This is a genomic window from Vibrio sp. R-1 (assembly GCF_035615595.1).
GTDB classification, from domain to species: domain Bacteria; phylum Pseudomonadota; class Gammaproteobacteria; order Enterobacterales; family Vibrionaceae; genus Vibrio; species Vibrio cholerae.
The window spans coordinates 1-25,175 of record NZ_WPDC01000025.1 but is presented as its reverse complement, the minus strand read 5'-3'; the positions used below and the strand labels follow the sequence as shown (position 1 = coordinate 25,175).

Here is a 25,175-nt window from a genome sequence, read left to right as displayed (position 1 = left end):
TAAAAACTTGCGGTGTCCGTTGTGCAATGCCAACGCTAAAGTCAAATGACATTGAGCCCTTCATTTTCTAACAACTGAATGAGCTTAATCAGGGGTAAGCCGATGAGCGAATTGGGGTCGTCGCCTTCCAAGCGTTCAAACAAGGCAATGCCTAATCCCTCACTTTTAAAGCTACCTGCACAGTGCAGTGGTTGCTCAGCCTCGACATAACGTCTAGCCATACTCTCGGATAAGGTTCGAAAATGTACCGTAAAGGTATCGCAAAGCACCTGTGTTTGCTGAGTTTGGTTGTTAAAAAGCGCTAAGCCAGTATAAAAGGTAATCGCTTGACCACTTTGGCGTAAAAGTTGTTCAACGGCTTTTTCAGTAGTTAAGGGTTTACCGATGATTTGGCCATCGATCACGCAGACTTGATCTGACCCAATCACTAAGCTCGGGTCTGCTAAAAAGCAGCTACGCGCTTTGTTTTCAGCCAAGCGCATCACTAAGTGTTCGGGTGTTTCTCCGATTAACGGCGTTTCGTCACAATCGGGTTTTGCAGTGACGAAAGGCAGCTTTAATTTCGCCAGAATTTGTTGGCGAAATGGAGAGGTAGAAGCTAAAACTAGTTGGTAATTTTGCATTTTACTTTACAATCATCGCGTGTTTGACAGCAGCATAACGTATCCTAATGCGCTGTTCATAATGCTCTCTGTGGAAAGGGAAAAAAAACCAAGTTTTTTGCCTTTTTCTTTGACTAAATCTGTTTTGGAAGATAATATTCGCGCCCTATGCAAAAGGTAAAAATACCGCGAACGGTTGATCCGGCTAAAGCCGCTCAGAAAAGATTAGACTTTGATGGCATCATCCAAGTTAATTTGTTCAAGCGCTTAGAGGAGTCAGTCGCAGGCGTTAAACGCGACGCTGAAGTTTCATTGTCATTTGAGATTGATGAACAGCAACTGGTTGTTATCTCTGGTAAAGCTAACATCGAAGTTGATTTAGAGTGTCAGCGCTGTAACGAGGTTTTCGCACACGAGTGTGAAGTTGAATTTACTTATACCCCTTACTTAGGTCGTAAAAGTGAAGAAGACGCCCCAGACGAGTATGATTTGGTAGATCTAAACGAGTTTGGCGAGGTTGACCTAGTTCAGTTAGTTGAAGACGAGTTCATCTTAAATTTGCCTCAAGTTGCGATGCATGACGAAGCGGATTGTAGCGTTGATTCAGACAATTTGGTGTTTGGTGAACTTCCAGAAGAAGTTTTGGAAGAGAAGCCGAATCCATTCGATGTTTTAAAAAGCTTGAAGAAGTAATTCGCTAAGCATTCTTAACATAGGAGTAGGGTCCATGGCCGTACAACAAAACCGTAAAACACGTTCAAGACGTGGCATGCGTCGTTCACACGATGCGCTAACTGCTGCAGCGCTATCTGTAGACGCAACTTCAGGTGAAACTCACCTGCGCCACAACGTAACCGCTGAAGGTTACTACCGTGGTAAAAAGGTTATCAACAAGTAAGGTTGACCTTTGCAAAATTTAACCGTTGCACTTGATGCAATGGGCGGGGATTTCGGTCCACGCGTAACAGTGCCTGCCGCCGTGCAGGCACTGTCACATTTCCCAGAGCTAAAAGTGATCTTAGTGGGTGATCAACATCAGATCGCTCAACAACTCTCTCTTCTTGGTTATTCGGCCGATACGCGTTTAAGTATTGTGCACAGTGACCGTGTCATCTCCAACTCCGAAAAACCTTCGCTTGCTTTACGTCACAGTGCTGGCAGTTCTATGGGCATGGCGATTGATCTTGTTGCTGAAAATCAAGCGGATGCGTGTGTCAGTGGCGGAAATACCGGCGCTTTGATGGCGCTGTCGCGTTTTCGTCTCAAATTGCTACCGGGTATTGATCGTCCGGCGCTGGTTTCTGCTCTGCCCACTATTTCTGGCCGCAAAACCTGGATGCTCGATCTGGGCGCGAATGTCTCAAGTGATGCCGATTCTCTGTTTCAATTTGCGGTGATGGGCGCCGCGCTTGCTGAGCAGCATCTGCAGCAAGCTCCACGAGTGGCAATTTTAAACATCGGTGCAGAAGAGATTAAAGGCAATGATCTGGTTAAGCGCTGTGCGGAAATGCTGACCCAAACTCAGGCGATCAATTTCATTGGTTATATTGAGGGTAATCAACTGTTAACTGATGCAGCAGATGTGATAGTGTGCGATGGCTTTGTCGGGAATGTCTGCCTTAAAGCGTGTGAAGGAACAGCGCAACTCTTTATCGATAAGTTAAAAAAATCGCTTTTAGCCTCATCCATAAAGGGTTGGATTGCAAGAAAACTGTTTTCTGAGCTCTTTACTGAATTAAAAACCCTGAACCCCGACCAGTATAACGGCGCAAGTTTGCTAGGATTGCGCGGCATTGTCATTAAGAGTCATGGAAGTGCTGATGTATCCGCGGTCGTGAATGCGATTTCTGAAGCGGTGCATGAGGTGAAACGACAAGTACCCAGCCGTATAAGCGATCGTTTGGAAGCGGTTTTACTCGAGAGGCATTATTAGTCTTCATGTATAGCAAAATTTTAGGTACTGGCAGCTACTTGCCATCTCAGGTGCGTACTAACGCAGACTTAGAGAAAATGGTAGAGACCAGTGATGAGTGGATTGTTGCTCGTACTGGTATTCGCGAGCGTCGTATTGCGGCTGACAATGAAACCGTTGCCGATATGGCATTCTTCGCTGCGCAAAATGCCATAGACATGGCCGGTATTAATAAACACGACATCGATATGATTATTGTGGCGACCACCAGTGCGAGCCACACTTTCCCATCAGCCGCTTGCCAAGTGCAAGGCAAACTGGGAATTAAAGGATGTCCAGCGTTTGATTTGGCCGCAGCGTGTTCTGGTTTTATGTACGCGCTCTCTATTGCTGATCAGCATGTCAAATCTGGCATGTGCAAACATGTTTTGGTGATTGGTGCGGATGCGTTGTCCAAAACCTGTGACCCCACAGATCGTTCGACCATTATCTTATTTGGGGATGGTGCTGGCGCGGTAGTGGTGGGCGCAAGTAACGAGCCGGGCATTCTTTCTACTCACATCCACGCGGATGGCGAGTTTGGTGATTTACTGAGCCTTGAAGTGCCGGTTCGTGGCGGTGATAGCGATAAATGGCTGCACATGGCGGGGAACGAAGTGTTCAAAGTCGCAGTAACTCAACTATCTAAACTGGTAGTTGATACGTTGAAAGCCAACAACATGCACAAGTCTGAGCTCGATTGGTTGGTACCACATCAAGCGAACTACCGGATTATCTCAGCAACCGCGAAAAAACTTTCGATGTCGCTCGATCAGGTGGTGATTACCTTAGACCGTCATGGCAACACCTCTGCGGCGACTGTGCCTACAGCGTTGGATGAAGCCGTGCGTGATGGTCGTATTCAGCGTGGGCAGATGCTACTGCTCGAAGCTTTTGGTGGCGGTTTCACATGGGGCTCTGCTCTGGTGAAGTTCTAAACGCACAATGAATTTTGACTTTAAGGAGTCCTAGGACTCCTTATCCATTCTTAGATGAAGGAAAGATTTATGAGTAAGTTTGCTATCGTATTTCCAGGTCAGGGCTCGCAAGCAGTAGGTATGCTGGCTGACCTTGCCGAGCAGTATGCTGTGGTAAAACAAACATTCGCCGAAGCTTCAGAAGTGCTTGGTTACGATCTGTGGGCGCTGGTTCAAGATGGCCCAGTGGAAGATCTCAATCAAACTTTCCGTACTCAACCTGCGTTGCTTGCCGCCTCTGTTGCGATTTGGCGTGTATGGCAGCAACTGGGTCTTGAGCAACCTGCGGTTTTAGCCGGTCACAGCTTGGGTGAATATTCAGCACTGGTATGTGCGGGCGTGATTGATTTTAAACAAGCGATCAAGCTAGTTGAGCTGCGTGGTCAATTGATGCAACAAGCTGTGCCGGCAGGAACGGGGGCGATGTACGCGATCATCGGTCTAGAAGATGAGGCGATTGCTAAAGCGTGTGCAGAAGCGGCGCAAGGTGAAGTGGTTTCTCCTGTAAACTTTAACTCACCAGGCCAAGTCGTTATTGCTGGTCAAAAAGATGCGGTTGAGCGTGCGGGCGTTCTGTGTAAAGAAGCGGGTGCGAAACGTGCGCTGCCTCTGCCTGTTTCCGTACCATCACACTGCGCGTTGATGAAGCCTGCTGCCGATGAATTGGCAAAAACTTTAGCAGAGCTTGAATTCAACGCACCACAAATTCCGGTCATCAATAACGTTGATGTTGTGGCTGAAACGGATCCGGTAAAAATTAAAGATGCGTTGATTCGTCAACTCTACAGCCCAGTTCGTTGGACTGAATGCGTTGAACAAATGAGCGCACAAGGTGTCGAAAAGCTGATTGAAATGGGGCCGGGTAAAGTATTGACTGGTCTAACAAAACGTATTGTAAAAACCCTTGAAGGTGTCGCAGTCAATGATGTGGCTTCTTTGGATGCGGTGAAATAACAACAGGAAGAAAACATGAGTCAATTCATGAATCTAGAGGGCAAAGTTGCTCTTGTGACTGGCGCAAGCCGCGGCATTGGTAAAGCGATTGCTGAACTCTTAGCTGAACGTGGTGCCAAAGTGATTGGTACGGCAACCAGCGAAAGCGGTGCGCAGGCGATCAGCGATTACTTGGGTGACAAAGGCAAAGGTATGGCATTGAATGTGACCAATCCTGAGTCGATTGAAGCGGTTCTGAAAGCCATTACCGACGAGTTCGGCGGCGTCGACATTCTGGTGAACAATGCTGGTATCACTCGCGATAACCTACTGATGCGCATGAAAGAAGAAGAGTGGTCAGACATTATGGAGACCAATCTGACGTCGATTTTCCGTCTGTCTAAAGCCGTTTTGCGTGGCATGATGAAAAAACGTCAAGGTCGTATCATCAATGTTGGCTCTGTTGTTGGCACTATGGGTAACGCAGGTCAAGCCAACTACGCGGCAGCAAAAGCGGGCGTAATTGGCTTTACTAAGTCAATGGCGCGTGAAGTTGCATCGCGCGGTGTGACCGTCAACACAGTTGCACCAGGTTTTATCGAAACTGATATGACAAAAGCGCTGAATGACGAGCAACGTACTGCTACACTAGCGCAGGTTCCAGCAGGTCGACTGGGGGATCCTCGTGAAATTGCGTCTGCGGTTGCTTTCCTTGCATCACCAGAAGCGGCATACATTACCGGCGAGACACTGCATGTCAACGGCGGTATGTACATGATCTAACAATTTTGCCTTATTGAGCGATTGAGCAAATTCAACGCTCGTGAGGCAAATTTGTGTGAAAAATGTAAGTAACATGCACAATATTTATGCATGATTTATATCAAAAATGGTGTGAATTTCGGTTAAAATCGCCTAATTTGTGGTTAGACCAGAAACCTCACGCTTGCAACTTTCCCTAGTTCGAATAAACTACGGAATCATCGCATTAGGCGAAATCTGTAAAGGAAAAGAAAAAATGAGCAACATCGAAGAACGCGTAAAGAAAATCATTGTTGAACAGCTAGGTGTAGACGAAGCAGAAGTAAAGAATGAATCTTCTTTCGTTGAAGACCTGGGTGCTGATTCTCTGGACACTGTTGAGCTGGTAATGGCTCTGGAAGAGGAATTCGATACTGAGATTCCTGATGAAGAAGCAGAGAAGATCACTACTGTTCAAGCTGCGATCGATTACGTAACCAGCAACGCTCAGTAATCTCTCCTCAGGCGGCTCACTGGCCGCCTGAATTTTTCTTAGTTCTCAACCCTCTCTCATTTAAATTTCAATTCCGGAGAATATTATCGTGTCCAAGCGTCGCGTTGTTGTCACTGGCATGGGTATGTTGTCACCGGTAGGCAACACTGTAGAGTCATCTTGGAAAGCCTTGTTGGCCGGCCAAAGCGGCATCGTCAACATTGAGCACTTCGACACTACCAATTTTTCTACTCGTTTCGCAGGCCTGGTAAAAGGTTTTGACTGCGAACAGTACATGTCAAAAAAAGATGCTCGCAAAATGGATTTGTTTATCCAGTATGGTATTGCTGCGGGCATTCAGGCTTTGGAAGATTCAGGCCTAGAAGTTAATGAAGAAAATGCTGCACGCATTGGTGTAGCCATTGGTTCGGGTATCGGCGGCCTTGAGCTGATTGAAACCGGACATCAAGCTTTAATCGAGAAAGGCCCACGCAAGGTTAGCCCTTTCTTTGTACCCTCAACCATTGTCAACATGATTGCCGGTAACTTGTCTATCATGCGTGGCTTACGTGGTCCCAATATTGCGATCTCTACCGCCTGTACCACAGGCTTGCACAATATCGGCCATGCAGCACGTATGATTGCTTACGGTGATGCGGATGCGATGGTTGCAGGTGGTGCAGAAAAAGCGTCGACGCCACTGGGCATGGCGGGTTTTGGTGCGGCGAAAGCACTCTCAACTCGTAATGATGAACCGCAAAAAGCGTCTCGTCCTTGGGATAAAGACCGTGATGGTTTCGTGCTCGGTGACGGTGCTGGCATCATGGTGCTCGAAGAGTACGAACACGCGAAAGCGCGTGGCGCGAAAATTTACGCAGAAGTGGTTGGCTTCGGTATGTCAGGTGATGCTTATCATATGACTTCACCGAGTGAAGACGGCTCTGGCGGTGCGCTGGCGATGGAAGCGGCCATGCGTGATGCAGGCGTGACTGGTGAGCAGATTGGTTATGTTAATGCTCACGGTACATCTACCCCTGCGGGCGATGTGGCTGAAGTGAAAGGCATTAAACGTGCGTTGGGTGAAGCAGGGACTAAGCAAGTTCTGGTTTCTTCTACCAAGTCCATGACGGGTCACTTATTAGGTGCTGCAGGTTCTGTCGAAGCGATCATCACAGTGATGTCTTTGGTGGATCAAATGGTTCCACCGACCATCAATCTGGATAATCCTGAAGAAGGTTTGGGTGTGGATTTAGTACCGCATGTTGCCCGTAAAGTTGAGAACATGGAATACGCCATGTGTAACTCGTTTGGCTTTGGTGGTACTAACGGTAGCTTGATTTTCAAGCGCATGTAAAAACTTCATCACTCTTTACTTGAGTTAAGACGGCTTGATGCATAGCATTGAGCCGTTTCTTTTTATGGAGTGAGAGCATGTACTGGGTCAATGGTCAACGGCGTAATGAAGTGCCTATTCATGATCGATCATTTCAGTATGGCGATGGTTGCTTCACGACTATACTGACCAAAGACGGTCAGGTGCAGCAATGGTCCTCACATAAGGCGCGGTTACAGGCCTGTCTTGATATCTTGCACATTCCCGAGCCCAATTGGGATCGGGTATGGCAGGGACTGCAAAGCATGATCCTGCCGCAGGAGAAAGCTGGACTGAAAATACACATCAGCCGAGGTTTGGGAGGGCGTGGTTACAGTCCTACTCAAGTGAGTGAAAGCAGTGTTACTATTAGCGCCTTTGCTTTTCCTGCCCACTATCAAGCATGGCGTGATAAGGGATTGGCTGTGGGGATTTGTCAGCAGCGAATGGGATTAAATCCTCTGTTGGCGGGGCACAAACATAATAATCGACTGGAGCAGATCCTACTCAAACGCGAGATGGATAACGCGGGATGGGATGATGGGGTCTGTTTAGACATCAATGGCAAGGTGATTGAAACCACCGCAGCTAATATATTTTGGTGTAGAGATGGGACGATGTTTACACCTTGTTTAAGACATGCCGGAGTCGCCGGTGTTGCGCGTCGACAGATACTCGAACTCGCGCAGCAACAAGAGATTCCTATTGTGATTGATGAATTTACGCTGGAAGACCTATTGAGTGCTGAGGAAGTGTTTATTACCAATGCCTTACTTGAGGTCGCTCCAGTCAGACAAATTGGTCAACAACGATTGACGATAGGTAGCATGACGCGACGATTTCAGGAGAGTAGTAATTCGTGATTAAAAAGCTGGTATTGGTGTTGGTTGCTCTGATCGGTATTGTGGCAGGCAGCTACTTTTATGTTGTTAAGCAGATGGATCAGTATCTGGCTCAGCCTTTGATGATCCAAGAGGCTCAGCTCGTCACGATCGCCTCAGGGACCACTCTCAGTCGAGAGCTGGCCCAGTTAACCGAACAAGCTTGGATCCAAGATAGCTTTGTTGCCGAATGGGTACGTCGTTTTCATCCTGAACTCTCCAAAATTAAGGCAGGAACTTACAAGCTACAACCTGATATGTCTTTAGAGCAGGCTTTGGCGCTATTGGTTTCTGGTAAAGAGCATCAATTTTCCATCACCTTCGTGGAGGGCAGTCGTTTTCAAGAGTGGCGGGATATCCTCGCAAGCAACGAAAACATCACCCAGCAACTGACGGGTCTGACTGAAATCGATATTGCGAAGGCTTTAGGCATTGAGCATGAAAAGCTGGAAGGTTTGTTTCTTGCCGAAACGTATCATTTTACGAAAGGAACCAGCGATGTAGAGATCCTCAAACGAGCTAATCAGAAATTGGAAAAGTTTCTGCAAGTGACTTGGGAGCATCGCCAAGAGGGATTGCCGATCCAGACGCCTTATGAGGCCTTAATCCTTGCCTCGATCATTGAAAAAGAAACCTCAATTGCCGAGGAACGCGAACGCATTGCGGCCGTTTTCATTAATCGTTTGAATAAGCGCATGCGCTTACAAACGGATCCAACGGTGATTTACGGGATGGGAGAGACCTACGATGGCAATATCCGTAAGAAAGATTTGCGTGCCCGTACACCATATAACACTTATGTGATCAATGGGTTACCTCCAACGCCTATCGCAATGCCCGGAGAAGCGTCAATTTATGCCGCACTCAATCCTGAACAGAGTGATTATCTTTACTTTGTGGCAAGCGGTGAGGGTGGACACAATTTCTCTAAGACACTCGCAGATCATAACCGTGCTGTGCGTGCTTATCTCAAAAAACTTAGAACAAAACAATGAACGCAAAATTTATCGTAATTGAAGGTCTTGAAGGGGCGGGCAAAAGCACGGCGATTCAAGTGGTGGTAGAAACCTTACAGCAAAATGGGATTGATCACATCACTCGCACTCGTGAACCCGGCGGTACGCTGCTGGCTGAGAAGCTGCGCGCGTTAGTGAAAGAAGAGCACCCGGGCGAAGAGCTTCAAGACATTACTGAGTTACTCTTGGTGTATGCCGCGCGAGTACAACTGGTGGAAAATGTCATTAAACCCGCGTTAGCAAGAGGTGAGTGGGTGGTCGGTGATCGCCATGATATGTCCTCTCAAGCTTATCAAGGTGGTGGCCGACAAATTGCACCAAGCACGATGCAAAGCCTCAAACAGACCGCGCTTGGGGATTTCAAACCCGACTTAACCTTATATTTGGATATCGACCCTAAGCTTGGTTTGGAACGTGCTCGCGGCCGTGGTGAGTTGGATCGCATTGAAAAAATGGACATCAGCTTTTTTGAGCGTGCTCGTGAGCGTTACCTTGAATTAGCCAATAGCGATGATTCTGTGGTTATGATTGATGCAGCACAGTCGATTGAACAGGTCACGGCCGATATTCGTCGTGCTTTACAAGATTGGTTGAGTCAAGTTAACCGTGTCTAATCTCAATTCTCTTTACCCTTGGTTAGTTCCCGTCTGGCAGCCTTGGCAAGCGGGATTAGCTGCAGGAAAAATCTCGTCAGCGACGTTAATTCAAGCACCAGAAGGATTAGGCGTTGAGAGTTTGGTTGAACTCATGGCCCGCACCTTGATGTGTACGAGTAGCCAAAGTGAGCCATGCGGTTTTTGCCATAGTTGCGGCCTAATGCAATCGGGAAATCATCCCGACTTTCATGTCGTTAAGCCTGAAAAGGTCGGGAAATCGATCACGGTGGAGCAAATTCGCCAGATGAATCGTATCGCCCAAGAGTCGTCCCAGCTCTCCGGTTATCGCTTGATTGTGATTGAGCCTGCCGATGCGATGAATGAATCTTCCGCCAACGCGCTACTGAAAACGCTCGAAGAGCCTGCACCAAACTGTCTATTTATTTTGGTTACCTCTCGGATTAAGCATCTTTTGCCGACGATAGTTAGCCGTTGCCAAAGATTAGTGCTCCCTGCGCCAACCACTGCGTTGGTGGTTGAGTGGCTAAAAGGGCAGGGGATCACGACGCCTGCTTACGCCTTACATCTTTGCGCAGATTCACCGCTCAAAACCCGTGCCTTTATGCTAGAAGGGGGCGCGGAAAAATATCATGAGCTTGAAAGCCAACTGATGAATGCGCTGAGTGGCGATGTGAATGCGCAACTTAAATGTATCGCACTCATCGATGCCGATCTGACCACGCATTTGTATTGGGTTTGGTGTGTTTTGACCGATGCGCAAAAAATTCACTTTGGTGTGCAGCAAGACTATTATCCCCCAGCAAGTGCCGCATTAGCTGGCCGTTTTACCTATTCTAAACTTCATGTGCAGACAGCGAGCTTGGAAAGGCTGATGGAACAATTGAACCAGTTCAGTGGATTGAATACAGAACTGCTGTTGCTGCAATGGTTATATCAATTTAGTGATGAGGAAACATGTTTGTAGATTCTCATTGTCATCTCGACAAGTTGGATTACCAAGACTTACACACGGATGTCAGCGACGTGCTTGCCAAAGCGCACCAAGCCAAAGTGGAATATTTACTCTCGGTTGGCGTTACGCTTGATTCTTTCCCTAAGATGCTCGCGATGATCGAGCCTTTCTCGCAAGTGTATGCTTCTTGTGGTGTGCATCCACTGGATGTGCAGAGTGATTTCTCGCTCGACCTTTTCCACCAATATGCACAGCATCCTCGAGTGGTTGCGATTGGCGAAACGGGGTTGGATTATCATTACCAACCTGAAACCGCCGATTTACAAAAACTGCGTTTTCGGCAGCAGATTGAGACTGCAGTGGCTCTGAATAAACCGCTGATCATTCATACTCGTAATGCTCAACAAGATACTCTTCAATTACTGAGAGAAGGAAAAGCGCAGCAGTGTGGTGGTGTGATTCACTGTTTCACAGAGGATCTTGCTTTTGCTCAAGCTGCGATGGAGCTGGGATTCTACATCTCTATTTCAGGGATTGTGACTTTCCGACAAGCAACGGATCTTAAAGAGGTCGTGAAAGCCTTACCTCTGGATCGTCTTTTGATTGAAACGGATTCACCTTATCTCGCCCCAGTACCGCATCGTGGTAAAGAGAACCAACCTGCTTATGTGGTCGAAGTCGCTGCCTATATTGCCGCTCTAAAAGGCGTTTCTTTGACAGAAGTTGCGCAAAAAACAACACAAAATTTTCAAAATCTTTTTTTGCGATGAAAATCATATTTAGATAAAAAAGCGAGCGTTTGCTCGCTTTTTTATTCGTCAAATAAATAAGAAATTCTAAATAAGCAGGTGTTTACTGTATTTGTTGAAAAATAGAGCGGAATTCCTCAAATTGTAATTTTGTTACTAAAAATAACATGCGTATCTATTTTATTTACCCAGTAAAATTAATGCTATCAATAATTAGTTCTATACAAAACATATGTTTAGGTTGATTTTTGAGTTGAAAATGAAAGGTTGCCGATTGTGATCTAATTAGTAATTTGAAACTTAATTTCGTCGCAAACTAGAAAATTTGAGGGGTATCAAGATATATTTAGAGCCGGAAAATATAATGCAAAAAGTGGTTACATTTTCACTGGGTGCTAACATTTAGGCTACGGGGGTATGCCGTTAGTCCCAGCAATTCTAATAACTTAATCAGGAGCATAAACATGTTTAAGAACGCTTTTGCGAATCTGCAAAAGGTCGGTAAGGCGCTGATGCTGCCAGTATCAGTTTTGCCTGTCGCCGGTATTTTGCTAGGCGTGGGTGCCGCTAATTTTAGCTGGCTACCAGAAGTGGTATCACATCTCATGGAACAGGCGGGTGGTTCAGTCTTTGGTCAAATGCCATTGCTATTTGCGGTCGGTGTTGCGCTGGGCTTTACTAATAACGATGGTGTATCAGGTCTGTCTGCTATCGTCGGTTACGGCATTATGGTTGCGACTTTAAAAGTCATGGCAACAGTGATGGGCGTGAGCGGCATCGATACTGGTGTTCTGGGTGGTATCCTAGCCGGTGGCGTTGCAGCTTGGTCATTCAACCGTTTCTACAAAATTCAACTGCCTGAATATCTGGGCTTCTTTGCAGGTAAACGTGCTGTTCCAATCATCACTGGTTTTATTTCGATTGCACTGGGTGTGGTTCTGTCATTCATTTGGCCACCAATCGGTTCTGCGATCGCCACTTTCTCTGACTGGGCTGCAAACCAAGATCCTGTAACCGCATTTGGTATCTACGGTATCGTTGAGCGTTCACTGATCCCATTTGGTCTGCATCACATTTGGAACGTACCTTTCTTCTACCAAGCTGGTACTTGTGTGAATGGTGCGGGTGAAACCGTTAACGGCATCATGACTTGCTTCCTAACAGCAGACGATGCTTCTCGTGCGGCAGGCAATGGCTTCGGTCAATTGGCAGGTGGCTATTTGTTCAAAATGTTCGGTCTTCCAGCCGCTGCATTTGCTATCGCTCACTGTGCTAAGCCTGAAAACCGTGCAAAAGTAATGGGTATCATGGCTTCTGCTGCTCTGACTTCATTCCTAACAGGTATTACTGAGCCAATCGAATTCGCATTCTTGTTCGTAGCTCCAGTACTGTACGCTATCCACGCTGTATTAGCAGGTCTGGCTTACGTTCTGACTAACGCGCTGGGCGTGGTTCACGGTCATACCTTCTCTAACGGTTTCATTGACTTTGTTGTTCAATCACCACGTGCAGATAACATGTTACTGCTGGTTGGCTTAGGCATTGGCTACGCTGTGCTGTACTACGTAGTATTCACATTCGTTATCCGTGCTCTTAACCTAAAAACACCAGGTCGTGAAGACGAGAGCGCTGATAAATCGGCATCAAGCGGTAATGAGCTGGCTGGTGATCTGGTTGCCGCATTCGGTGGTAAAGCGAACATCACTAACCTGGATGCGTGTATCACTCGTTTGCGTGTATCGGTAGCCGATACTGCTCTGGTTGATCAGGATAAGCTGAAAAAGCTTGGTGCAGCAGGTGTGGTTATGGTTTCTGGTGGTGTACAAGCTATCTTCGGTACTAAATCAGACAACCTGAAAACTGAAATGGATGAGTGGATCCGTAACAACGGTTAATCTCATTCTTCCCCCTAGAGAAAAGGAGACCTTAGGTCTCCTTTTTTATGTTTTGAGGAATCTGCCATTGAGCCACAAATTCCTCGTCGTTCTGTATCCGTCTTTACGTGGTTAGGATGAAGCCTTGTCCATCGCTTTCTTTATGCAGATGGCTGCGCCACCCCATGTGATCCCAAGACCGATAATCATCATGATAATTGCACTGAATGTCATTAGTATGCTTCCTTACGTGAGCTTGCATTGATCAGAATCCCGATCACCAATAGCGCAGCGATAATCGCCCAGCCAAGTGTTAAATCGTAGCCACCGTAGCCTTCGGTGAAGAGAGCTTGCAGTTTAGTAGCGACGATAATCGCCAAGATAACGGGTGAAACAAAGCGCAGGCAGATATCAAACCAAACCCCAACGCTAAAATCAGAGATGCTGTTGACGTATTTACGAACATCAGAAATCTTCAATAGCCAAGTCATCAATACCAGTTCCACCAAACAGCTGGCCATGATGCCCACGTTGTTCGCAAAGTGGTCAACCAAATCCAGTAGTAGCAAGCCGCCATTGGTTGCAAAAGCCATGGAAACTAAAAAGCCAATACCAATAACGATGTTTGCGGCTTTCTTACGGCTCCAACCGAGCTTATCAATGAGTGCAGAGGTGACGGCTTCCATGATGGAAATGTGTGAGCTCAAACCTGCAACAACCAAGGCTAAGAAGAACAAAGGACCTAAGATGTATGGGATTGGCAACAAGTTGATCGCCGCTGGTAAGGTAACAAAAGCAAGACCAACACCGGCTGAAACGACTTCCGTCAATGGTTTTCCTTGTTCTTGAGCCATATAGCCTAATACCGAAAAGATCATGATCCCAGCCAGTACGGAGAAACCACAGTTGATCAACACGGTCATAAAGGCGTTGTTGGTAATATCGGATTTCTCAGGTAAGTAGCTTGAATACGCTAGCATGATTGCGAAGCCAATACTCAGAGTAAAGAAAATCTGCCCGTAAGCGGCTGCCCAAACTTTTACATCCCAGATTTTGCTGAAATCGGGCTGGAACATATAGTTCACGCCATCCAATGCACCGGGTAGGAAGATCATGCGAGCGATCAGAATCAGCACCATGATAAATAGAATCGGCATCATGATTTTTGATGCACGTTCAATGCCTTTTTTAACCCCACCCACAATGGCTGCATAAGTGATGACCCAAGCAATCAACATAGCAAATGCGATGTGCCATTGAATGCTGCCTAAATTTGTGGGCGAGTTATCTCCTAACTTCAGGTATTCGCTGAAGAAATAAGCGTTAGTGTCGCTGCCCCAACTCTGGGTAAACGACATACCAAAGTAGGAAATAGCCCAACCAATCACTGCGACATAATAAACAGCAATGACGGCTGCGATCCCAACTTGGAACCAGCCTAACCACTCAAATTTTGAGTGAATTTTGGCGAGTGTCGTTGGCGCTGAACCCCGATGTTTCTGACCCATACTGAACTCTAGGATCATAAACGGAATGCCTGCAGTGACCATGGCGAAAAGATAAGGGATGAAAAATGCACCCCCACCATTTTCATAGGCCATATAAGGGAAACGCCAGATGTTACCAAGGCCAATTGCTGACCCTACGGCGGCTAATACGAATCCAACACGGGATCCCCATTGTTCTCGCTTCATAAACAACTCCTTGTAATATCCTAGGGTATGAAGCTTTTCGTCAGCAGTCGCTGAATCTGGGGGAAAAGGGGGCAAAGTTATCCGTACAATATTTGCGCGGCCAACTTTTGCTCTATCATCCATGATTCCGCAAAAAGTTAGTTATATATATTGGTTGCTGTCCGAAAACCTAGAATTTAATTCTTAGTTACGCGATGTGTGTTTGCGAAATCTGAAATAATCAGCTACGCAATGGTTCGAGACTACCGTTTTATTTTGTAGGTGGCAATAGATTATATAGGTTGCTCGTTTGTTAATTGTAGGTTGTATTCTTTGGGTTTGGGTGACTTTATCGAGGATTATGGTGTCTGATTGGTGAGAGTTAGTGAATCTCACTGAGATCGGTAAATTGAACTGATAGAACTATCTAATATAAAAGAAAGAGTGTCTGTCTAAAAAACACCCACCCTTTAGAGGATATGCCCAGTTTTGCGAGTTTGTTAAAATTTGGGACTAAAAAGCGGTCATCAGAAGCGAATGGTAAACCCGACATAGGCTGAGGCTTGGTTTAGCCAATCGGACTTAAATTTCACCACGCAGCTTTCTGACGAAGGCAGGGTGCATTTCGCGCTTGAATCATTATCAACCATGGTGCCCAACCAACGTAATTGAGCATTCAGTGCGACGTTGGAGGCAATGCGGTATTCAACACCACCAAATGCACCAGCAGAAAAACCGAATTTCTTATCTGCCCATGCTACATCGGTATAAGTTCCGCCAATACCTAGGCCAATGAAGGAAGAGAGCTTTTCTGCTACTGGATAGTAAATGCTGCTTTGAAAATGCAGATAATGAATAGAGGCATCTTGATTGACTAAAGTTTGGACTTCGGTAGGTTGCGTAGAATAAAACAAGCCAATTCGGCCGTTGTCGTAGGTAGTTTCAATAGCTAAAGCGTAGCTGCTGGAGTTCTTTAGATCATATTGACGGCCAGCTTGATCGAGAACTTTGCCTCCCAAAGTGTAACCGACGGAAGGTGTCACCATCCAGTCTGCAGCAGAAAGTGGCGCAAAGAGCAGAAATAACGTGTTGAGAATAAATAGATTTATTTGACGCATATGCAGATCCTAGCCAAGTGTTTGACGACCAAGGTATTGTGATAGTAACTGCATAATCGTGCACGAAAAATCAGCAAATCTTGAAGATACTTCACACCGATGTTATTACTTTGTTGTATAACCAAGGAGGTTTCTATGGAACAAGATCTGAAGTTTGCGCTAGCAATTGTTGCGATCACCTTCACTGTGTTGATCGGCTTTGGAGTGATTGCGATTACACACTAGTCTTGGGTGGTCCTGCAAATGAAGAGTGGTGGAGTTGTTTCTGATGCAAGGACTGAGCTCGATACTCAGCGTCTAGCCAAATACATTGGTGGTAAACATGCACTGGTTGCCCAAGGGGGCGGCCAAAGAGGTATTTTTACGGCTGGTGTACTGGACGCTTTTTTATTATCTAATTTTGATCCTTACCATGAGTTTTATGGCACTTCAGCTGGTGCCTTGAATTTGTGCGCCTTTTTATCTCGCCAAACCGGGTTAAGTAAAGCCTTTATTTTAGAGCTGACCACTCGCGCAGAGTTTTTCCATCTATTTAGCTACATCCGACGTAAACAATATATGAATATGCAGTGGGCGCTGGATCGGATCGGTGAATACCCTTATCGCTTAGATTTGGACATGGCACGTCAGGCTTTAGGTAAGCGCAAGGCTTATGCGGCAGTCACATCTGCGGATGACTTAAAAGATGCTTATTTTCCTATGTTAGGCGCAGATTGGCAGCAAGTACTTTTAGCGACCTGTGCTATCCCTGGCCTTTATCCTGAGCCTGTTACGCTTGCGGGTAAGCAATATATTGATGGGGGTGTTTCAGCATCAATTCCGGTGCAAGAAGCGTGGCGTAAAGAGGCTCGCTTTATCACGGTGATCCGCACTGAATTTATGCCAAAGGAGGAAGAAACGCCATCTCCCTCAGCGACGGAATTACCACTGTGGTTGCGTGAGCCACTGAACCATTTTCAACACCAGCTGCAGCATAAGTGGTCAGGATGGCGTCAAGAGTGGAATGAATTCCTGCAACAACAAAAGCGGCGTGCAAAAGAGCAGAAAAAAGAGCAGAAGCATCTGGATGCCCTGAATGGTGGGCGCTGGTTATTTGGGGCTGATGATATTTATCGGCTCAGTCATTTATTGGGTAGCAAGTTTGATGCGGGGCTGGCGGATTTATTAATGGTCCACTATCAAACCTATACGCTGACTTCTGAGTTTCTTGACGCACATCATGACGATACATTTATCGCGCAAATTATGCCAAGTGAGCCTTTGCACTCGAATTCGTTATTGAGTTCACCAGAGGCGCTGCAATATGACTATGAGCTAGGACTGAAAGCGGGTTACCGCTTTTTAAAAGCGTATAGTGAAGCTGAGACTTTCCGCAAGGAACTCCCCCGCAATCTGATGTGAGGTAAAGAGAAGAAGGCTATGCAGCCTTCTTCTTGCGATGACTAATAGACAGGTAAGATGCGCATACAGTTGGTGGAGCCTTCGACTCCCATAATATCGCCTTGGGTAATGATCACGAGATCCCCTTCTTCGAGTAGGTTTCGCTCTTTGAGGGCATCTAATGCTGCAATGGCTGCTTCTAGACCGCTGGCTTGTTTGGTATCGAAGTAGAAAGGGATCACCCCGCGCAATAACGCGCAGCGATTGAGGGTTGCTTGGTTGGCAGACATCGCAAAAATTGGGAATACGGAATTGAGCCTTGAGGTCATTAATGCGGTGCGTCCTGATTCAGTGAGCGTGACCATAGCTTTAACGCCTTCTAAGTGGTTGGCTGCATAGATAGTCGACATAGCAATCGCTTCTTCTTCCGTGCGGAACACACTTTTAATGCGATAGTTTTGCTCATTCGACTCAATCATCTTTTCTGCACCAATGCAGACTTCAGCCATCGCTTTGACGGTTTCAACCGGATATTTGCCCGCAGCCGTTTCTCCCGACAACATCACAGCGTCAGTGCCATCGAGCACCGCATTCGCCACATCCATGACTTCGGCACGGGTTGGCATAGGGTTACTGATCATCGATTCCATCATTTGCGTTGCGGTAATCACCACACGGTTGAGTTTTTTCGCGCGTGAAATCAGCTTCTTCTGTACGGCGATGAGTTCGGGGTCACCGATTTCCACCCCGAGATCACCCCGTGCGACCATGATGACATCCGAGGCGCGAACAATATCATCAATGTTTTCATCACAAGAGACGGTTTCTGCGCGTTCAACTTTGGCGACCATACGCGCATAAAGCCCTGCTTCTTGGGCAAGACGGCGCGCGAATTTCATGTCTTCACCATTGCGAGGGAAAGACACCGCGAGGTACTCAACTTGAATTTCTGCCGCAAGTCGAATGTCATTTTTGTCTTTTTCAGTCAAAGCATCTGCCGATAAACCGCCGCCTTTTTTGTTAATCCCTTTATTGTTGGAGAGAGGACCGCCGACCAAGACCTTGGTGTGGATTTTATTGCCTTCAACTCGCATAACTTGTAACTGCACACGGCCATCATCAAGCAGCAAAATATCGTCGTTACAAACATCTTGCGGTAGCTTTTTGTAATCAATCCCCACGCTTTCTTGCGTGCCTTCCCCCTTGGCTAATTCCGCATCAAGAATGAAGTGTTCCCCTTCATTAAGGATAATTTTGCCTTCTTTGAAAGTAGAAACACGAATTTTTGGACCTTGTAAATCACCTAATAAGGCGACGTGGCGACCGAGTTTGGCGGCAATTTCGCGAACTTTCTGCGCACGGTTTTTATGGTCTTCCGCGGTGCCGTGTGAAAAATTCATCCGAACGACATTGGCTCCTGCTCGGATAATGGCTTCGAGAATTTCAGGGCTTTCTGTGGAAGGACCTAAGGTGGCGACGATTTTTGTTCTACGCAAAGTTGAGCTCATATCATTGTTCCTTCGATGTGACAGTAAGGTATACCCTTCCTACTTAACGTTGCTGCGGTGTTGGCTGCCTTTGTCCACCTAATCACATGGAATGTCTATGCTCATGGGGCGATGAAAGTCAGCTTTGGTTCTCAGCCAAGGCCTCTGGCGGCTGCGCAAATGTGCCGCCTGCCTGCAACTTCAAGTAGTTTGGATATAAGTATAGTGGCTTAGGGAAATTATTATCCTGTTTATACCTGTTCTGTTTGATGCTGCTGATGGTGTTTGTTCTGTTTGGGTATATCGTACCCATCAATAAATGGCAGCAATAAAGGCCAATATTTGGAGATAAAACACAAACTTCTAGGTATATGCGTGATATTTGTCACGGCTATCTGACAAAGAACTTCACAATTACTTCGCAAAGTAAAAAAATTGGTCTGTCGTTGAATTCCGGAGCGCCGCATGTACATGGCTCAACCCGGCCATATTGATCATATTAAGCAGATCAATGCGGGCCGCGTATACAAACTAATAGACCAAAAAGGGCCAATCTCTCGCATCGATTTATCGAAAGAGAGTGAGCTTGCGCCAGCCAGTATTACCAAAATTACCCGTGAATTGATTGATGCGCACTTGATTCATGAAACGACGGTTCAAGAGGCGATCAGTCGAGGTCGACCTGCTGTTGGCCTTCAGACCAATAATCTTGGTTGGCAGTTTCTCTCAATGCGGCTCGGTCGAGGTTATCTCACCATTGCTCTCCACGAGTTGGGTGGAGAAGTGTTGATTGATACCAAAATTGATATCCATGAAATCGATCAAGATGATGTGTTAGCCCGGTTATTGTTTGAAATTGAAGAGTTTTTTCAAACCTACGCCGCGCAGTTAGATCGTGTAACCAGTATTGCTATTACGTTGCCGGGATTGGTCAATTCTGAGCAGGGTATAGTGCTGCAAATGCCGCACTACAATGTCAAAAATTTAGCTTTGGGGCCAGAAATTTATAAAGCCACTGGATTGCCTGTGTTTGTTGCAAATGACACGCGGGCTTGGGCTTTAGCAGAGAAATTGTTTGGTCATTCACAAGATGTCGATAATTCTGTGTTGATCTCCATTCACCACGGACTTGGTGCAGGTATTGTGCTCGATGGACGTGTATTGCAAGGTCGACATGGCAATATCGGTGAGCTAGGGCATATTCAAATTGATCCGCAAGGTAAACGTTGCCATTGCGGAAACTACGGCTGCTTAGAGACCGTGGCGTCTTCACAAGCGATTCGCGATCAGGTCACGGCGCGCATTCAAGCCGGAGAGCCTAGTTGCCTCGCGACAGTGGAAGAAATTTCGATAGAAGATATTTGTGCTGCTGCCGCAGATGGGGATCCGCTTGCTGTAGATGTGATTCAACAGTTGGGGCGTTATTTAGGTGCTGCGATCGCAATTGTGATTAACTTATTCAACCCAGAGAAAATCTTAATTGGCGGTGTCATTAATCAGGCGAAATCGATTCTTTATCCCTCTATTGAGCAGTGTATTCGTGAGCAGAGTTTGCCGGTTTACCATCAAGATTTGAAGTTGGTCGAGTCGCGTTTCTATAAACAAGCGACCATGCCCGGTGCAGCTTTGATCAAGCAGGCGCTCTATGATGGTCTACTCTTAATGAAAGTGGTCGAAGGATAATCTGCCATTCCCATACAAGAAGTAAGAATTTCAGCTTTGCTTACATTTACATTTATACCTAGCGGCTATACTGTTACCTAGGTAGTCATTTAACGGAATTTCGTATGTCAGGTGTTTTGAACACGGTAGACCAGCGTACTAATCTGGTCGGCGAAAACCGATTGGAGCTGTTACTGTTTAGCCTCAATAGTCGTCAAATTTTTGCGATAAACGTTTTTAAAGTTAGAGAGGTGATAAAGGTCCCTCTACTGACCAAAATGCCAGGCTCGCATCCGCATATCACTGGTGTAGCGTCATTACGTGGTGAACCTGTGCCCGTTATCGATTTACGATCTGCCATCGGTTTTCCTCCTCGCCGTGTTCAAGATACGGAACAAAACCTAATCATTACTGAGTATAACCGGACAATACAGGGCTTTTTGGTGGGGCAGGTGCGCAACATCATCAATACCGCATGGACGGAAATCCAGCCGCCACCTAAGTCGGCCGGAAGGGCAAACTATCTAACGGCATTCACGCATGTCAAAGAACAAGACAAGACACATATTGTTGAGATCATTGATGTGGAGAAGGTATTAGCAGAAATCGTCCATTATGATGCCTCAATATCCAAAGAAGTATTGGATGAGAGCCTACTCAACCATATGGATGGCCGAACCATATTGATTGTCGATGATTCTTCAACAGCCCGAAATCAAGTAAAAGATACGCTGTCCCAATTAGGTTTAAATATCATCGAATGCCATGATGGCTTGCAGGCGTTGAATTTATTGAAGTCTTGGTGTGATGAAGGTAAAGACATCTACAGTGAATTACTGATGATGATTACGGATGCTGAAATGCCGGAAATGGATGGTTATAAGCTGACTTATGAAATTCGTAATGATCCGCGCATGAAGGATCTTTTTATCACACTCAATACCTCGCTCAGTGGCAGCTTTAATGAAGCCATGGTGCAAAAGGTAGGCTGTAACCGATTTATTTCTAAGTTCCAACCTGATTTGCTCGTACAAGTTGCTCAGGAAAGATTGCGAGAAGTGCTTTCCTAAGCATATAGGTTGAACCGATAGCATTAAAAAGGCACTCATCGAGTGCCTTTTTAAATGGTGTTGATTGGCGAGTTTACAATACGGCTAATAGAATGCCGCCTATGGTTGCCGCAGCGGAAAGATATTGCCCAGCAGAGTAGGAGGTGTCCTCAACTTCTTTCACTTTTTCGGGGTGATCCATGCCCAAAGCACCATAAGTGAAAGCTTCAACTTTATCGCCGACAGTTTTATCTTTGCTTTCTAGCGCTTTACCTTCTTTTTCAATTTCCTGTAAAGCGGCAAGCAGCGCTTTGCCTTCCTCAGACAAGGTGACTTTGTTCTGCTCTACTTTGAGGGGAGCAGGAGCCGTATCTGGCTTAGTAGGTGTCTGAGATTTAAGCGTAGTGTTGGATGGCAATGTGTGCACGGATCCTGCGCCTATTGGGTTCATACATCTCTCCTAAGTCATCACTCTGAAACTATATCGACCACAAACTAAAAAACTTGCGTGATTTTTACACTTTATGTGTGAAAAACAGGCAAGCAAATGCTGTGCCTGTTTTGAGTGTTTGACGGCGAGGAGGAGATGTTTATTCGCAAACGAGATCTGTGTTGCGATTTTTCAATGCATTAATCGCTTCGGCTTGATGCGCTTTTTGCACATAACGCACAGGTGGCGTGAGTACTTGCAGTTGATAATCATCACTTTGTGGCGAGATTTCACCGACAGGAGTGATGATGACAACTTTGAGATTTGGGTTGCGACGCAAAATCGATGCCGCCGTGCCTAAACCCTGCTGAGTATGGAACATGCCGGCGATGTGTAGAACTTTGCGTTCAGGATTGGCCGCAAGATAGCGCACAATGCTTTCCGCCATGGTCTCATCCCAAGTGACTTGCGCCGCATATTGGTTCTCATTTTGTGCTGGATTGCCATGGTGCATTGAAGCCATAAAGGTTCTCTTGTATGGCGAATCTTGAATGTTAACTTCGGTTGCGACCCATTGGCGCTGTTCGGGGCTTAAACGGTCAAGATAATCAATCCCTACTCGGCCAATACAACGCACGATAGGTTTTGGGGCATTGGCAGCAATCACGGGCAACTGTTGGCTTTTCGCAAACTCGACCAAAGGTCGGTAATCACTTTCGTAATTAGGCCAAGCATTCGCCTTTTGGATCAGATATTGCTCACCAATTTTCCCAGTGAGATAGTCATCCATCAAGGGCTGTGCATCACGGGTAAACTGTTCCATCGACAGTGCCATCGGATGGCCATTTTCCGTCATCTGCTTAAGCAAATCAGTCTGGAAACGGTGGATACCTGCGTGGGTATGCCATTCACCGACCAGGATCACGTCAGCGTTTTCGATTTCAGCAGGCAATCTTTGTAGGCTGATCCGCTCACCAGTTGGCGTCGCCAATTGATAGTCATAAAAGGTACTAACTTGCGTTGGAGTGGCTGAGCAGCCGAGTAAGCTGAAAGAAAGGAAAAGTGCCGCAATAGTGCGCATAAGAAAGGCCTCCATAAAAATTGCGCTCATGGTAATGGAGGCGACTGACTTATGCAATCAATGAGAATCGTTATCAGTTATTTTCTGCGATACACTCGGAGCATAAAATCGGCTTCACATTCGAAAGTATCACTTTGACTAACGCGGTGTTTAAAATCCTCACTGGCACGCCATGCAAACGGAGTCATTTGCAGCAAGTCTGCCGCTTCTGAGCCATTGAGTGCCATAGGGTAGTGGAGTTTACACTCTTCAACCAATTCAAAACCCGACAGAGTTTCTGGTTGCTCTTCATGTAAACGCACCTGATCGTAGATGCCTTGTTTAAATTGATACAGGTGACGCGCCGCTGGCGTGACGGTGATAACGATGCCGCCTATTTTGATACAACGCTCCAATTCGGTGTCTTTGCATGGTGCGTAAATACGGATCACGCCATCCAGACTCTGATTGGCAAAAGGTAAGCGGTGGCTAGAGGCTACGGCAAACTGGCACTCTGGGTAGCGTTTGGCCGCGTAGCGTATGGCGATTTTGGAAATATCGATCCCCAAAATTTGTGCTTCACTGTCTTGCTGGCGCAAAGCCTTGGCAAAAAAATCGGTGTAGTAGCCTTCACCGCAACCAATATCGAGCAGCGTTTGCTGGCGGCCAGTCAAATAGGTTTGGCACAATTTGGCAACTTTTTCACGCATGGGCGCGTAGTGGCCTGTGTGTAAAAAACGGCGACGAGCCTGTGTCATCTCTTTGTTATCACCGGGATCTTTGGAGCGCTTATGCTGAACAGGCATCAGATTGACGTACCCCTCTTTCGCTACGTCAAATTGATGACGATTGATACAGGCGTAAGTATTTTGGTTTAGCGTTAGGGGATGCTCACACAGCGGGCACAAAAAGGTCATGGTGGTCTCAATCAACAAAATAGAGGCGTAAGTTTAACGGCAGCCGCGCGAAATACAAAGCGCAACCCAGTCTCTTAACGCGGTTGATGTTGACTGCTCGAGGGATAAAGGCCGCTCAAAGGCTTGAACGGCCTTACAGTTAAAGAGATCAACATTAAAAATTGAAGGCGACACCCGTTGAAAGGAAGGTCGATTGTTGATCAAAAAAGTTCACCGCATCATCGGTTTCACTCAGTCCTGCCATCGCGTTAATCGAGACATTTTGCCAACCAAAGGGCGCGCGATAGACATACAGCGCAAAGGCGCTCCAGCGGTCGGCATCACGGGTTTTCGCAAAAATCGGGTGTGCGGTATCGTACTCTTCTTGTCCATAACTCAGGGTTAAAAACAGCGCTTGAGGGCCGAAAAAGGTATTCACACCGAGTTGATAATCCAGCGCCGTAAAATCAAATGCATCCCCTTGAGCATCACGCTGGGTATAGGTGATTTGCGGGACTAAAGACCAAGAGCGGCTCAGAGCTAAAGAGATTTCAGCCGATACTTGTTGATACTCACTGTTGCGATTGAGTAACGCACGTTGCGTATTATTGAGGCCGGATGTCGCACCGCTTTGCTCTTCATCGACTTTGTAATCTAAGTAGGCATAACGCAGAGTAATTGGAAGCGCGAAAGGCGCAGTATAAGCAAGGCGTCCTCCTTGCGCGCTGATGTCGGTCGCCGCTCTTGCCGTCTGCGTTAAATAGGGATCGCGCCAAGTTTCATTAATCCCAGGCAGCGAAGGAAAATAAGCGAGTGTAATTTCACCCAGTCTCTCAAATCGGTGGGTGATACCCAGTTCCGCCTGCAGTTGTCCCTCGATAACTTGGTCGGTACTTTGACCGGCAAAAAGCTGAGTATTTCCCGAGGCAAAGGTGTATTGCACATTCCCGAGTGGTGCAAACAGTAGCTCGGAAGTGGAGGTACCTGATTGCTGTAAATCCGTGGTGATCGCGTTGTCATCATTGGTGTTCATTTGTGATTTATCACGCACGTAAAAGCTGTTAAGACTCAGTGTGACATCCCAACCAGGCTGATTTCTATCGGTTGGGCCTTGAGCATAAGCCGCTGGTGGCAAAGAGGCGACAAGCAAAGTGAGTAGACTGGGGTAAATAATGTTCATTAGGCTTCCTTACCAAATGTATGCGTTATCCCCTTCCGACTTGAAGCTGCAGCGGTGTGGGCTACGTTCGTTCACCCCAATC

27 protein-coding genes are annotated in these 25,175 nt (G+C 46.5%); 18 read left to right on the top strand and 9 right to left on the bottom strand.

Translation table 11 applies throughout. The features are described 5' to 3' along the window. Positions 1-41: 41 nt before the first annotated feature. Positions 42-623 (bottom strand): Maf family protein, encoded by a 582-nt coding sequence (locus tag GOU96_RS07815; RefSeq protein ID WP_001181927.1) that lies wholly within the window; start codon positions 621-623, stop codon positions 42-44. Positions 624-770: 147 nt separating this feature from the next. On the opposite strand from GOU96_RS07815, the gene yceD reads away from it, so the two are divergent. From yceD to ptsG, 14 genes are all read left to right on the top strand, one after another. Beyond that, complete coding sequence (yceD, locus tag GOU96_RS07810; protein ID WP_001174444.1) at positions 771-1,295, top strand: 23S rRNA accumulation protein YceD; 525 nt, start codon at positions 771-773, stop codon at positions 1,293-1,295. 34 nt (positions 1,296-1,329) lie between these two features. After that, entirely contained in the window at positions 1,330-1,500 is a 171-nt protein-coding gene (gene rpmF, locus GOU96_RS07805) for a 50S ribosomal protein L32 (protein WP_000290732.1), read from the top strand. A 9-nt stretch (positions 1,501-1,509) separates the two neighbouring features. Beyond that, positions 1,510-2,535, top strand: coding sequence for a phosphate acyltransferase PlsX (gene plsX, locus GOU96_RS07800; protein WP_001180560.1), 1,026 nt, complete (start codon positions 1,510-1,512; stop codon positions 2,533-2,535). A 5-nt stretch (positions 2,536-2,540) separates the two neighbouring features. Then, positions 2,541-3,491, top strand: a complete 951-nt coding sequence (locus tag GOU96_RS07795) for a beta-ketoacyl-ACP synthase III (RefSeq protein WP_267781196.1) — start codon at positions 2,541-2,543, stop codon at positions 3,489-3,491. A 69-nt stretch (positions 3,492-3,560) separates the two neighbouring features. Then, positions 3,561-4,484 carry an ACP S-malonyltransferase gene (fabD, locus tag GOU96_RS07790; RefSeq protein ID WP_000032625.1) on the top strand — a complete coding sequence of 308 codons (924 nt, stop codon included), beginning with the start codon at positions 3,561-3,563 and terminating at the stop codon, positions 4,482-4,484. A gap of 27 nt (positions 4,485-4,511) precedes the next feature. After that, positions 4,512-5,246, top strand: coding sequence for a 3-oxoacyl-ACP reductase FabG (gene fabG / locus GOU96_RS07785; protein ID WP_001925763.1), 735 nt, complete (start codon positions 4,512-4,514; stop codon positions 5,244-5,246). A gap of 235 nt (positions 5,247-5,481) precedes the next feature. Beyond that, positions 5,482-5,718, top strand: a complete 237-nt coding sequence (acpP, locus tag GOU96_RS07780) for an acyl carrier protein (protein ID WP_000065130.1) — start codon at positions 5,482-5,484, stop codon at positions 5,716-5,718. Positions 5,719-5,806: 88 nt separating this feature from the next. Continuing rightward, positions 5,807-7,051: a beta-ketoacyl-ACP synthase II gene (gene fabF / locus GOU96_RS07775; RefSeq protein WP_000044694.1), complete on the top strand. Its 1,245-nt coding sequence runs from the start codon at positions 5,807-5,809 to the stop codon at positions 7,049-7,051. A 77-nt stretch (positions 7,052-7,128) separates the two neighbouring features. After that, complete coding sequence (pabC, locus tag GOU96_RS07770) at positions 7,129-7,932, top strand: aminodeoxychorismate lyase (RefSeq protein WP_042988226.1); 804 nt, start codon at positions 7,129-7,131, stop codon at positions 7,930-7,932. Then, positions 7,929-8,945 carry an endolytic transglycosylase MltG gene (mltG, locus tag GOU96_RS07765; protein WP_000592351.1) on the top strand — a complete coding sequence of 339 codons (1,017 nt, stop codon included), beginning with the start codon at positions 7,929-7,931 and terminating at the stop codon, positions 8,943-8,945. The genes pabC and mltG overlap by 4 nt, the downstream gene beginning before the upstream one ends. Then, complete coding sequence (gene tmk / locus GOU96_RS07760) at positions 8,942-9,580, top strand: dTMP kinase (RefSeq protein WP_000991933.1); 639 nt, start codon at positions 8,942-8,944, stop codon at positions 9,578-9,580. Before mltG ends, tmk begins: the two co-directional genes overlap by 4 nt. After that, positions 9,573-10,547, top strand: a complete 975-nt coding sequence (locus GOU96_RS07755) for a DNA polymerase III subunit delta' (RefSeq protein WP_000067599.1) — start codon at positions 9,573-9,575, stop codon at positions 10,545-10,547. The genes tmk and GOU96_RS07755 overlap by 8 nt, the downstream gene beginning before the upstream one ends. Further along, on the top strand, positions 10,538-11,305 hold the full coding sequence (locus GOU96_RS07750; RefSeq protein ID WP_000497163.1) for a TatD family hydrolase: 768 nt from the start codon (positions 10,538-10,540) through the stop codon (positions 11,303-11,305). The genes GOU96_RS07755 and GOU96_RS07750 overlap by 10 nt, the downstream gene beginning before the upstream one ends. A gap of 443 nt (positions 11,306-11,748) precedes the next feature. Beyond that, the gene (gene ptsG, locus GOU96_RS07745; protein ID WP_000475679.1) at positions 11,749-13,179 is read left to right on the top strand and encodes a PTS glucose transporter subunit IIBC; all 1,431 of its coding nucleotides are present in this window, start codon (positions 11,749-11,751) and stop codon (positions 13,177-13,179) included. Positions 13,180-13,290: 111 nt separating this feature from the next. Here the strand turns inward: ptsG and GOU96_RS07740 are convergent, their stop codons facing one another. The 3 genes from GOU96_RS07740 to GOU96_RS07730 form a co-directional block, all read right to left on the bottom strand. After that, positions 13,291-13,392 carry a MetS family NSS transporter small subunit gene (locus tag GOU96_RS07740; protein WP_000144235.1) on the bottom strand — a complete coding sequence of 34 codons (102 nt, stop codon included), beginning with the start codon at positions 13,390-13,392 and terminating at the stop codon, positions 13,291-13,293. Beyond that, positions 13,392-14,852 (bottom strand): sodium-dependent transporter, encoded by a 1,461-nt coding sequence (locus GOU96_RS07735; RefSeq protein WP_000818003.1) that lies wholly within the window; start codon positions 14,850-14,852, stop codon positions 13,392-13,394. Before GOU96_RS07735 ends, GOU96_RS07740 begins: the two co-directional genes overlap by 1 nt. Before the next feature lie 506 nt (positions 14,853-15,358). Further along, a complete protein-coding gene (locus tag GOU96_RS07730; protein ID WP_175248017.1) occupies positions 15,359-15,949 on the bottom strand; it encodes an outer membrane beta-barrel protein in 591 nt (196 codons plus the stop codon). 135 nt (positions 15,950-16,084) lie between these two features. Between GOU96_RS07730 and GOU96_RS07725 the strand changes: the two genes are divergently transcribed. Continuing rightward, positions 16,085-16,174 carry a YnhF family membrane protein gene (locus GOU96_RS07725; protein WP_000434306.1) on the top strand — a complete coding sequence of 30 codons (90 nt, stop codon included), beginning with the start codon at positions 16,085-16,087 and terminating at the stop codon, positions 16,172-16,174. Between the two features lie 18 nt (positions 16,175-16,192). Then, on the top strand, positions 16,193-17,350 hold the full coding sequence (locus tag GOU96_RS07720; protein WP_032477827.1) for a patatin-like phospholipase family protein: 1,158 nt from the start codon (positions 16,193-16,195) through the stop codon (positions 17,348-17,350). A 41-nt stretch (positions 17,351-17,391) separates the two neighbouring features. Here GOU96_RS07720 and pyk read toward each other — a convergent pair whose 3' ends face one another. Further along, positions 17,392-18,837 (bottom strand): pyruvate kinase, encoded by a 1,446-nt coding sequence (gene pyk, locus GOU96_RS07715; RefSeq protein WP_000099573.1) that lies wholly within the window; start codon positions 18,835-18,837, stop codon positions 17,392-17,394. Between the two features lie 444 nt (positions 18,838-19,281). Between pyk and mlc the strand changes: the two genes are divergently transcribed. Both mlc and GOU96_RS07705 read left to right on the top strand, forming a co-directional pair. Further along, positions 19,282-20,499, top strand: a complete 1,218-nt coding sequence (mlc, locus tag GOU96_RS07710; RefSeq protein ID WP_000281794.1) for a sugar metabolism global transcriptional regulator Mlc — start codon at positions 19,282-19,284, stop codon at positions 20,497-20,499. Between the two features lie 104 nt (positions 20,500-20,603). Then, entirely contained in the window at positions 20,604-21,548 is a 945-nt protein-coding gene (locus GOU96_RS07705; protein WP_000017256.1) for a chemotaxis protein CheV, read from the top strand. A 73-nt stretch (positions 21,549-21,621) separates the two neighbouring features. On the opposite strand, the gene GOU96_RS07700 is transcribed toward GOU96_RS07705, so the two are convergent. The 4 genes from GOU96_RS07700 to GOU96_RS07685 form a co-directional block, all read right to left on the bottom strand. After that, positions 21,622-21,978 carry a hypothetical protein gene (locus tag GOU96_RS07700; protein ID WP_001068121.1) on the bottom strand — a complete coding sequence of 119 codons (357 nt, stop codon included), beginning with the start codon at positions 21,976-21,978 and terminating at the stop codon, positions 21,622-21,624. Positions 21,979-22,117: 139 nt separating this feature from the next. After that, positions 22,118-23,038: a ChaN family lipoprotein gene (locus GOU96_RS07695; RefSeq protein WP_001259032.1), complete on the bottom strand. Its 921-nt coding sequence runs from the start codon at positions 23,036-23,038 to the stop codon at positions 22,118-22,120. 77 nt (positions 23,039-23,115) lie between these two features. Further along, positions 23,116-23,934 carry a 23S rRNA (guanine(745)-N(1))-methyltransferase gene (rlmA, locus tag GOU96_RS07690; protein ID WP_001965623.1) on the bottom strand — a complete coding sequence of 273 codons (819 nt, stop codon included), beginning with the start codon at positions 23,932-23,934 and terminating at the stop codon, positions 23,116-23,118. Between the two features lie 154 nt (positions 23,935-24,088). Then, a complete protein-coding gene (locus GOU96_RS07685) occupies positions 24,089-25,093 on the bottom strand; it encodes a DUF2860 domain-containing protein (protein WP_001021739.1) in 1,005 nt (334 codons plus the stop codon). Positions 25,094-25,175: the final 82 nt, after the last annotated feature.

Coding starts and splice junctions, on each gene's coding strand:
- GOU96_RS07815 (WP_001181927.1), bottom strand. CDS start 623: ATGCAAAATTACCAACTAGTTTTAGCTTCTACCTCTCCATTTCGCCAA.
- yceD (WP_001174444.1), top strand. CDS start 771: ATGCAAAAGGTAAAAATACCGCGAACGGTTGATCCGGCTAAAGCCGCT.
- rpmF (WP_000290732.1), top strand. CDS start 1,330: ATGGCCGTACAACAAAACCGTAAAACACGTTCAAGACGTGGCATGCGT.
- GOU96_RS07795 (WP_267781196.1), top strand. CDS start 2,541: ATGTATAGCAAAATTTTAGGTACTGGCAGCTACTTGCCATCTCAGGTG.
- fabD (WP_000032625.1), top strand. CDS start 3,561: ATGAGTAAGTTTGCTATCGTATTTCCAGGTCAGGGCTCGCAAGCAGTA.
- fabG (WP_001925763.1), top strand. CDS start 4,512: ATGAATCTAGAGGGCAAAGTTGCTCTTGTGACTGGCGCAAGCCGCGGC.
- acpP (WP_000065130.1), top strand. CDS start 5,482: ATGAGCAACATCGAAGAACGCGTAAAGAAAATCATTGTTGAACAGCTA.
- pabC (WP_042988226.1), top strand. CDS start 7,129: ATGTACTGGGTCAATGGTCAACGGCGTAATGAAGTGCCTATTCATGAT.
- tmk (WP_000991933.1), top strand. CDS start 8,942: ATGAACGCAAAATTTATCGTAATTGAAGGTCTTGAAGGGGCGGGCAAA.
- GOU96_RS07750 (WP_000497163.1), top strand. CDS start 10,538: ATGTTTGTAGATTCTCATTGTCATCTCGACAAGTTGGATTACCAAGAC.
- ptsG (WP_000475679.1), top strand. CDS start 11,749: ATGTTTAAGAACGCTTTTGCGAATCTGCAAAAGGTCGGTAAGGCGCTG.
- GOU96_RS07740 (WP_000144235.1), bottom strand. CDS start 13,392: ATGACATTCAGTGCAATTATCATGATGATTATCGGTCTTGGGATCACA.
- GOU96_RS07735 (WP_000818003.1), bottom strand. CDS start 14,852: ATGAAGCGAGAACAATGGGGATCCCGTGTTGGATTCGTATTAGCCGCC.
- GOU96_RS07730 (WP_175248017.1), bottom strand. CDS start 15,949: ATGCGTCAAATAAATCTATTTATTCTCAACACGTTATTTCTGCTCTTT.
- GOU96_RS07725 (WP_000434306.1), top strand. CDS start 16,085: ATGGAACAAGATCTGAAGTTTGCGCTAGCAATTGTTGCGATCACCTTC.
- GOU96_RS07720 (WP_032477827.1), top strand. CDS start 16,193: ATGAAGAGTGGTGGAGTTGTTTCTGATGCAAGGACTGAGCTCGATACT.
- pyk (WP_000099573.1), bottom strand. CDS start 18,837: ATGAGCTCAACTTTGCGTAGAACAAAAATCGTCGCCACCTTAGGTCCT.
- mlc (WP_000281794.1), top strand. CDS start 19,282: ATGTACATGGCTCAACCCGGCCATATTGATCATATTAAGCAGATCAAT.
- GOU96_RS07705 (WP_000017256.1), top strand. CDS start 20,604: ATGTCAGGTGTTTTGAACACGGTAGACCAGCGTACTAATCTGGTCGGC.
- GOU96_RS07700 (WP_001068121.1), bottom strand. CDS start 21,978: ATGAACCCAATAGGCGCAGGATCCGTGCACACATTGCCATCCAACACT.
- GOU96_RS07695 (WP_001259032.1), bottom strand. CDS start 23,038: ATGCGCACTATTGCGGCACTTTTCCTTTCTTTCAGCTTACTCGGCTGC.
- rlmA (WP_001965623.1), bottom strand. CDS start 23,934: ATGACCTTTTTGTGCCCGCTGTGTGAGCATCCCCTAACGCTAAACCAA.
- GOU96_RS07685 (WP_001021739.1), bottom strand. CDS start 25,093: ATGAACATTATTTACCCCAGTCTACTCACTTTGCTTGTCGCCTCTTTG.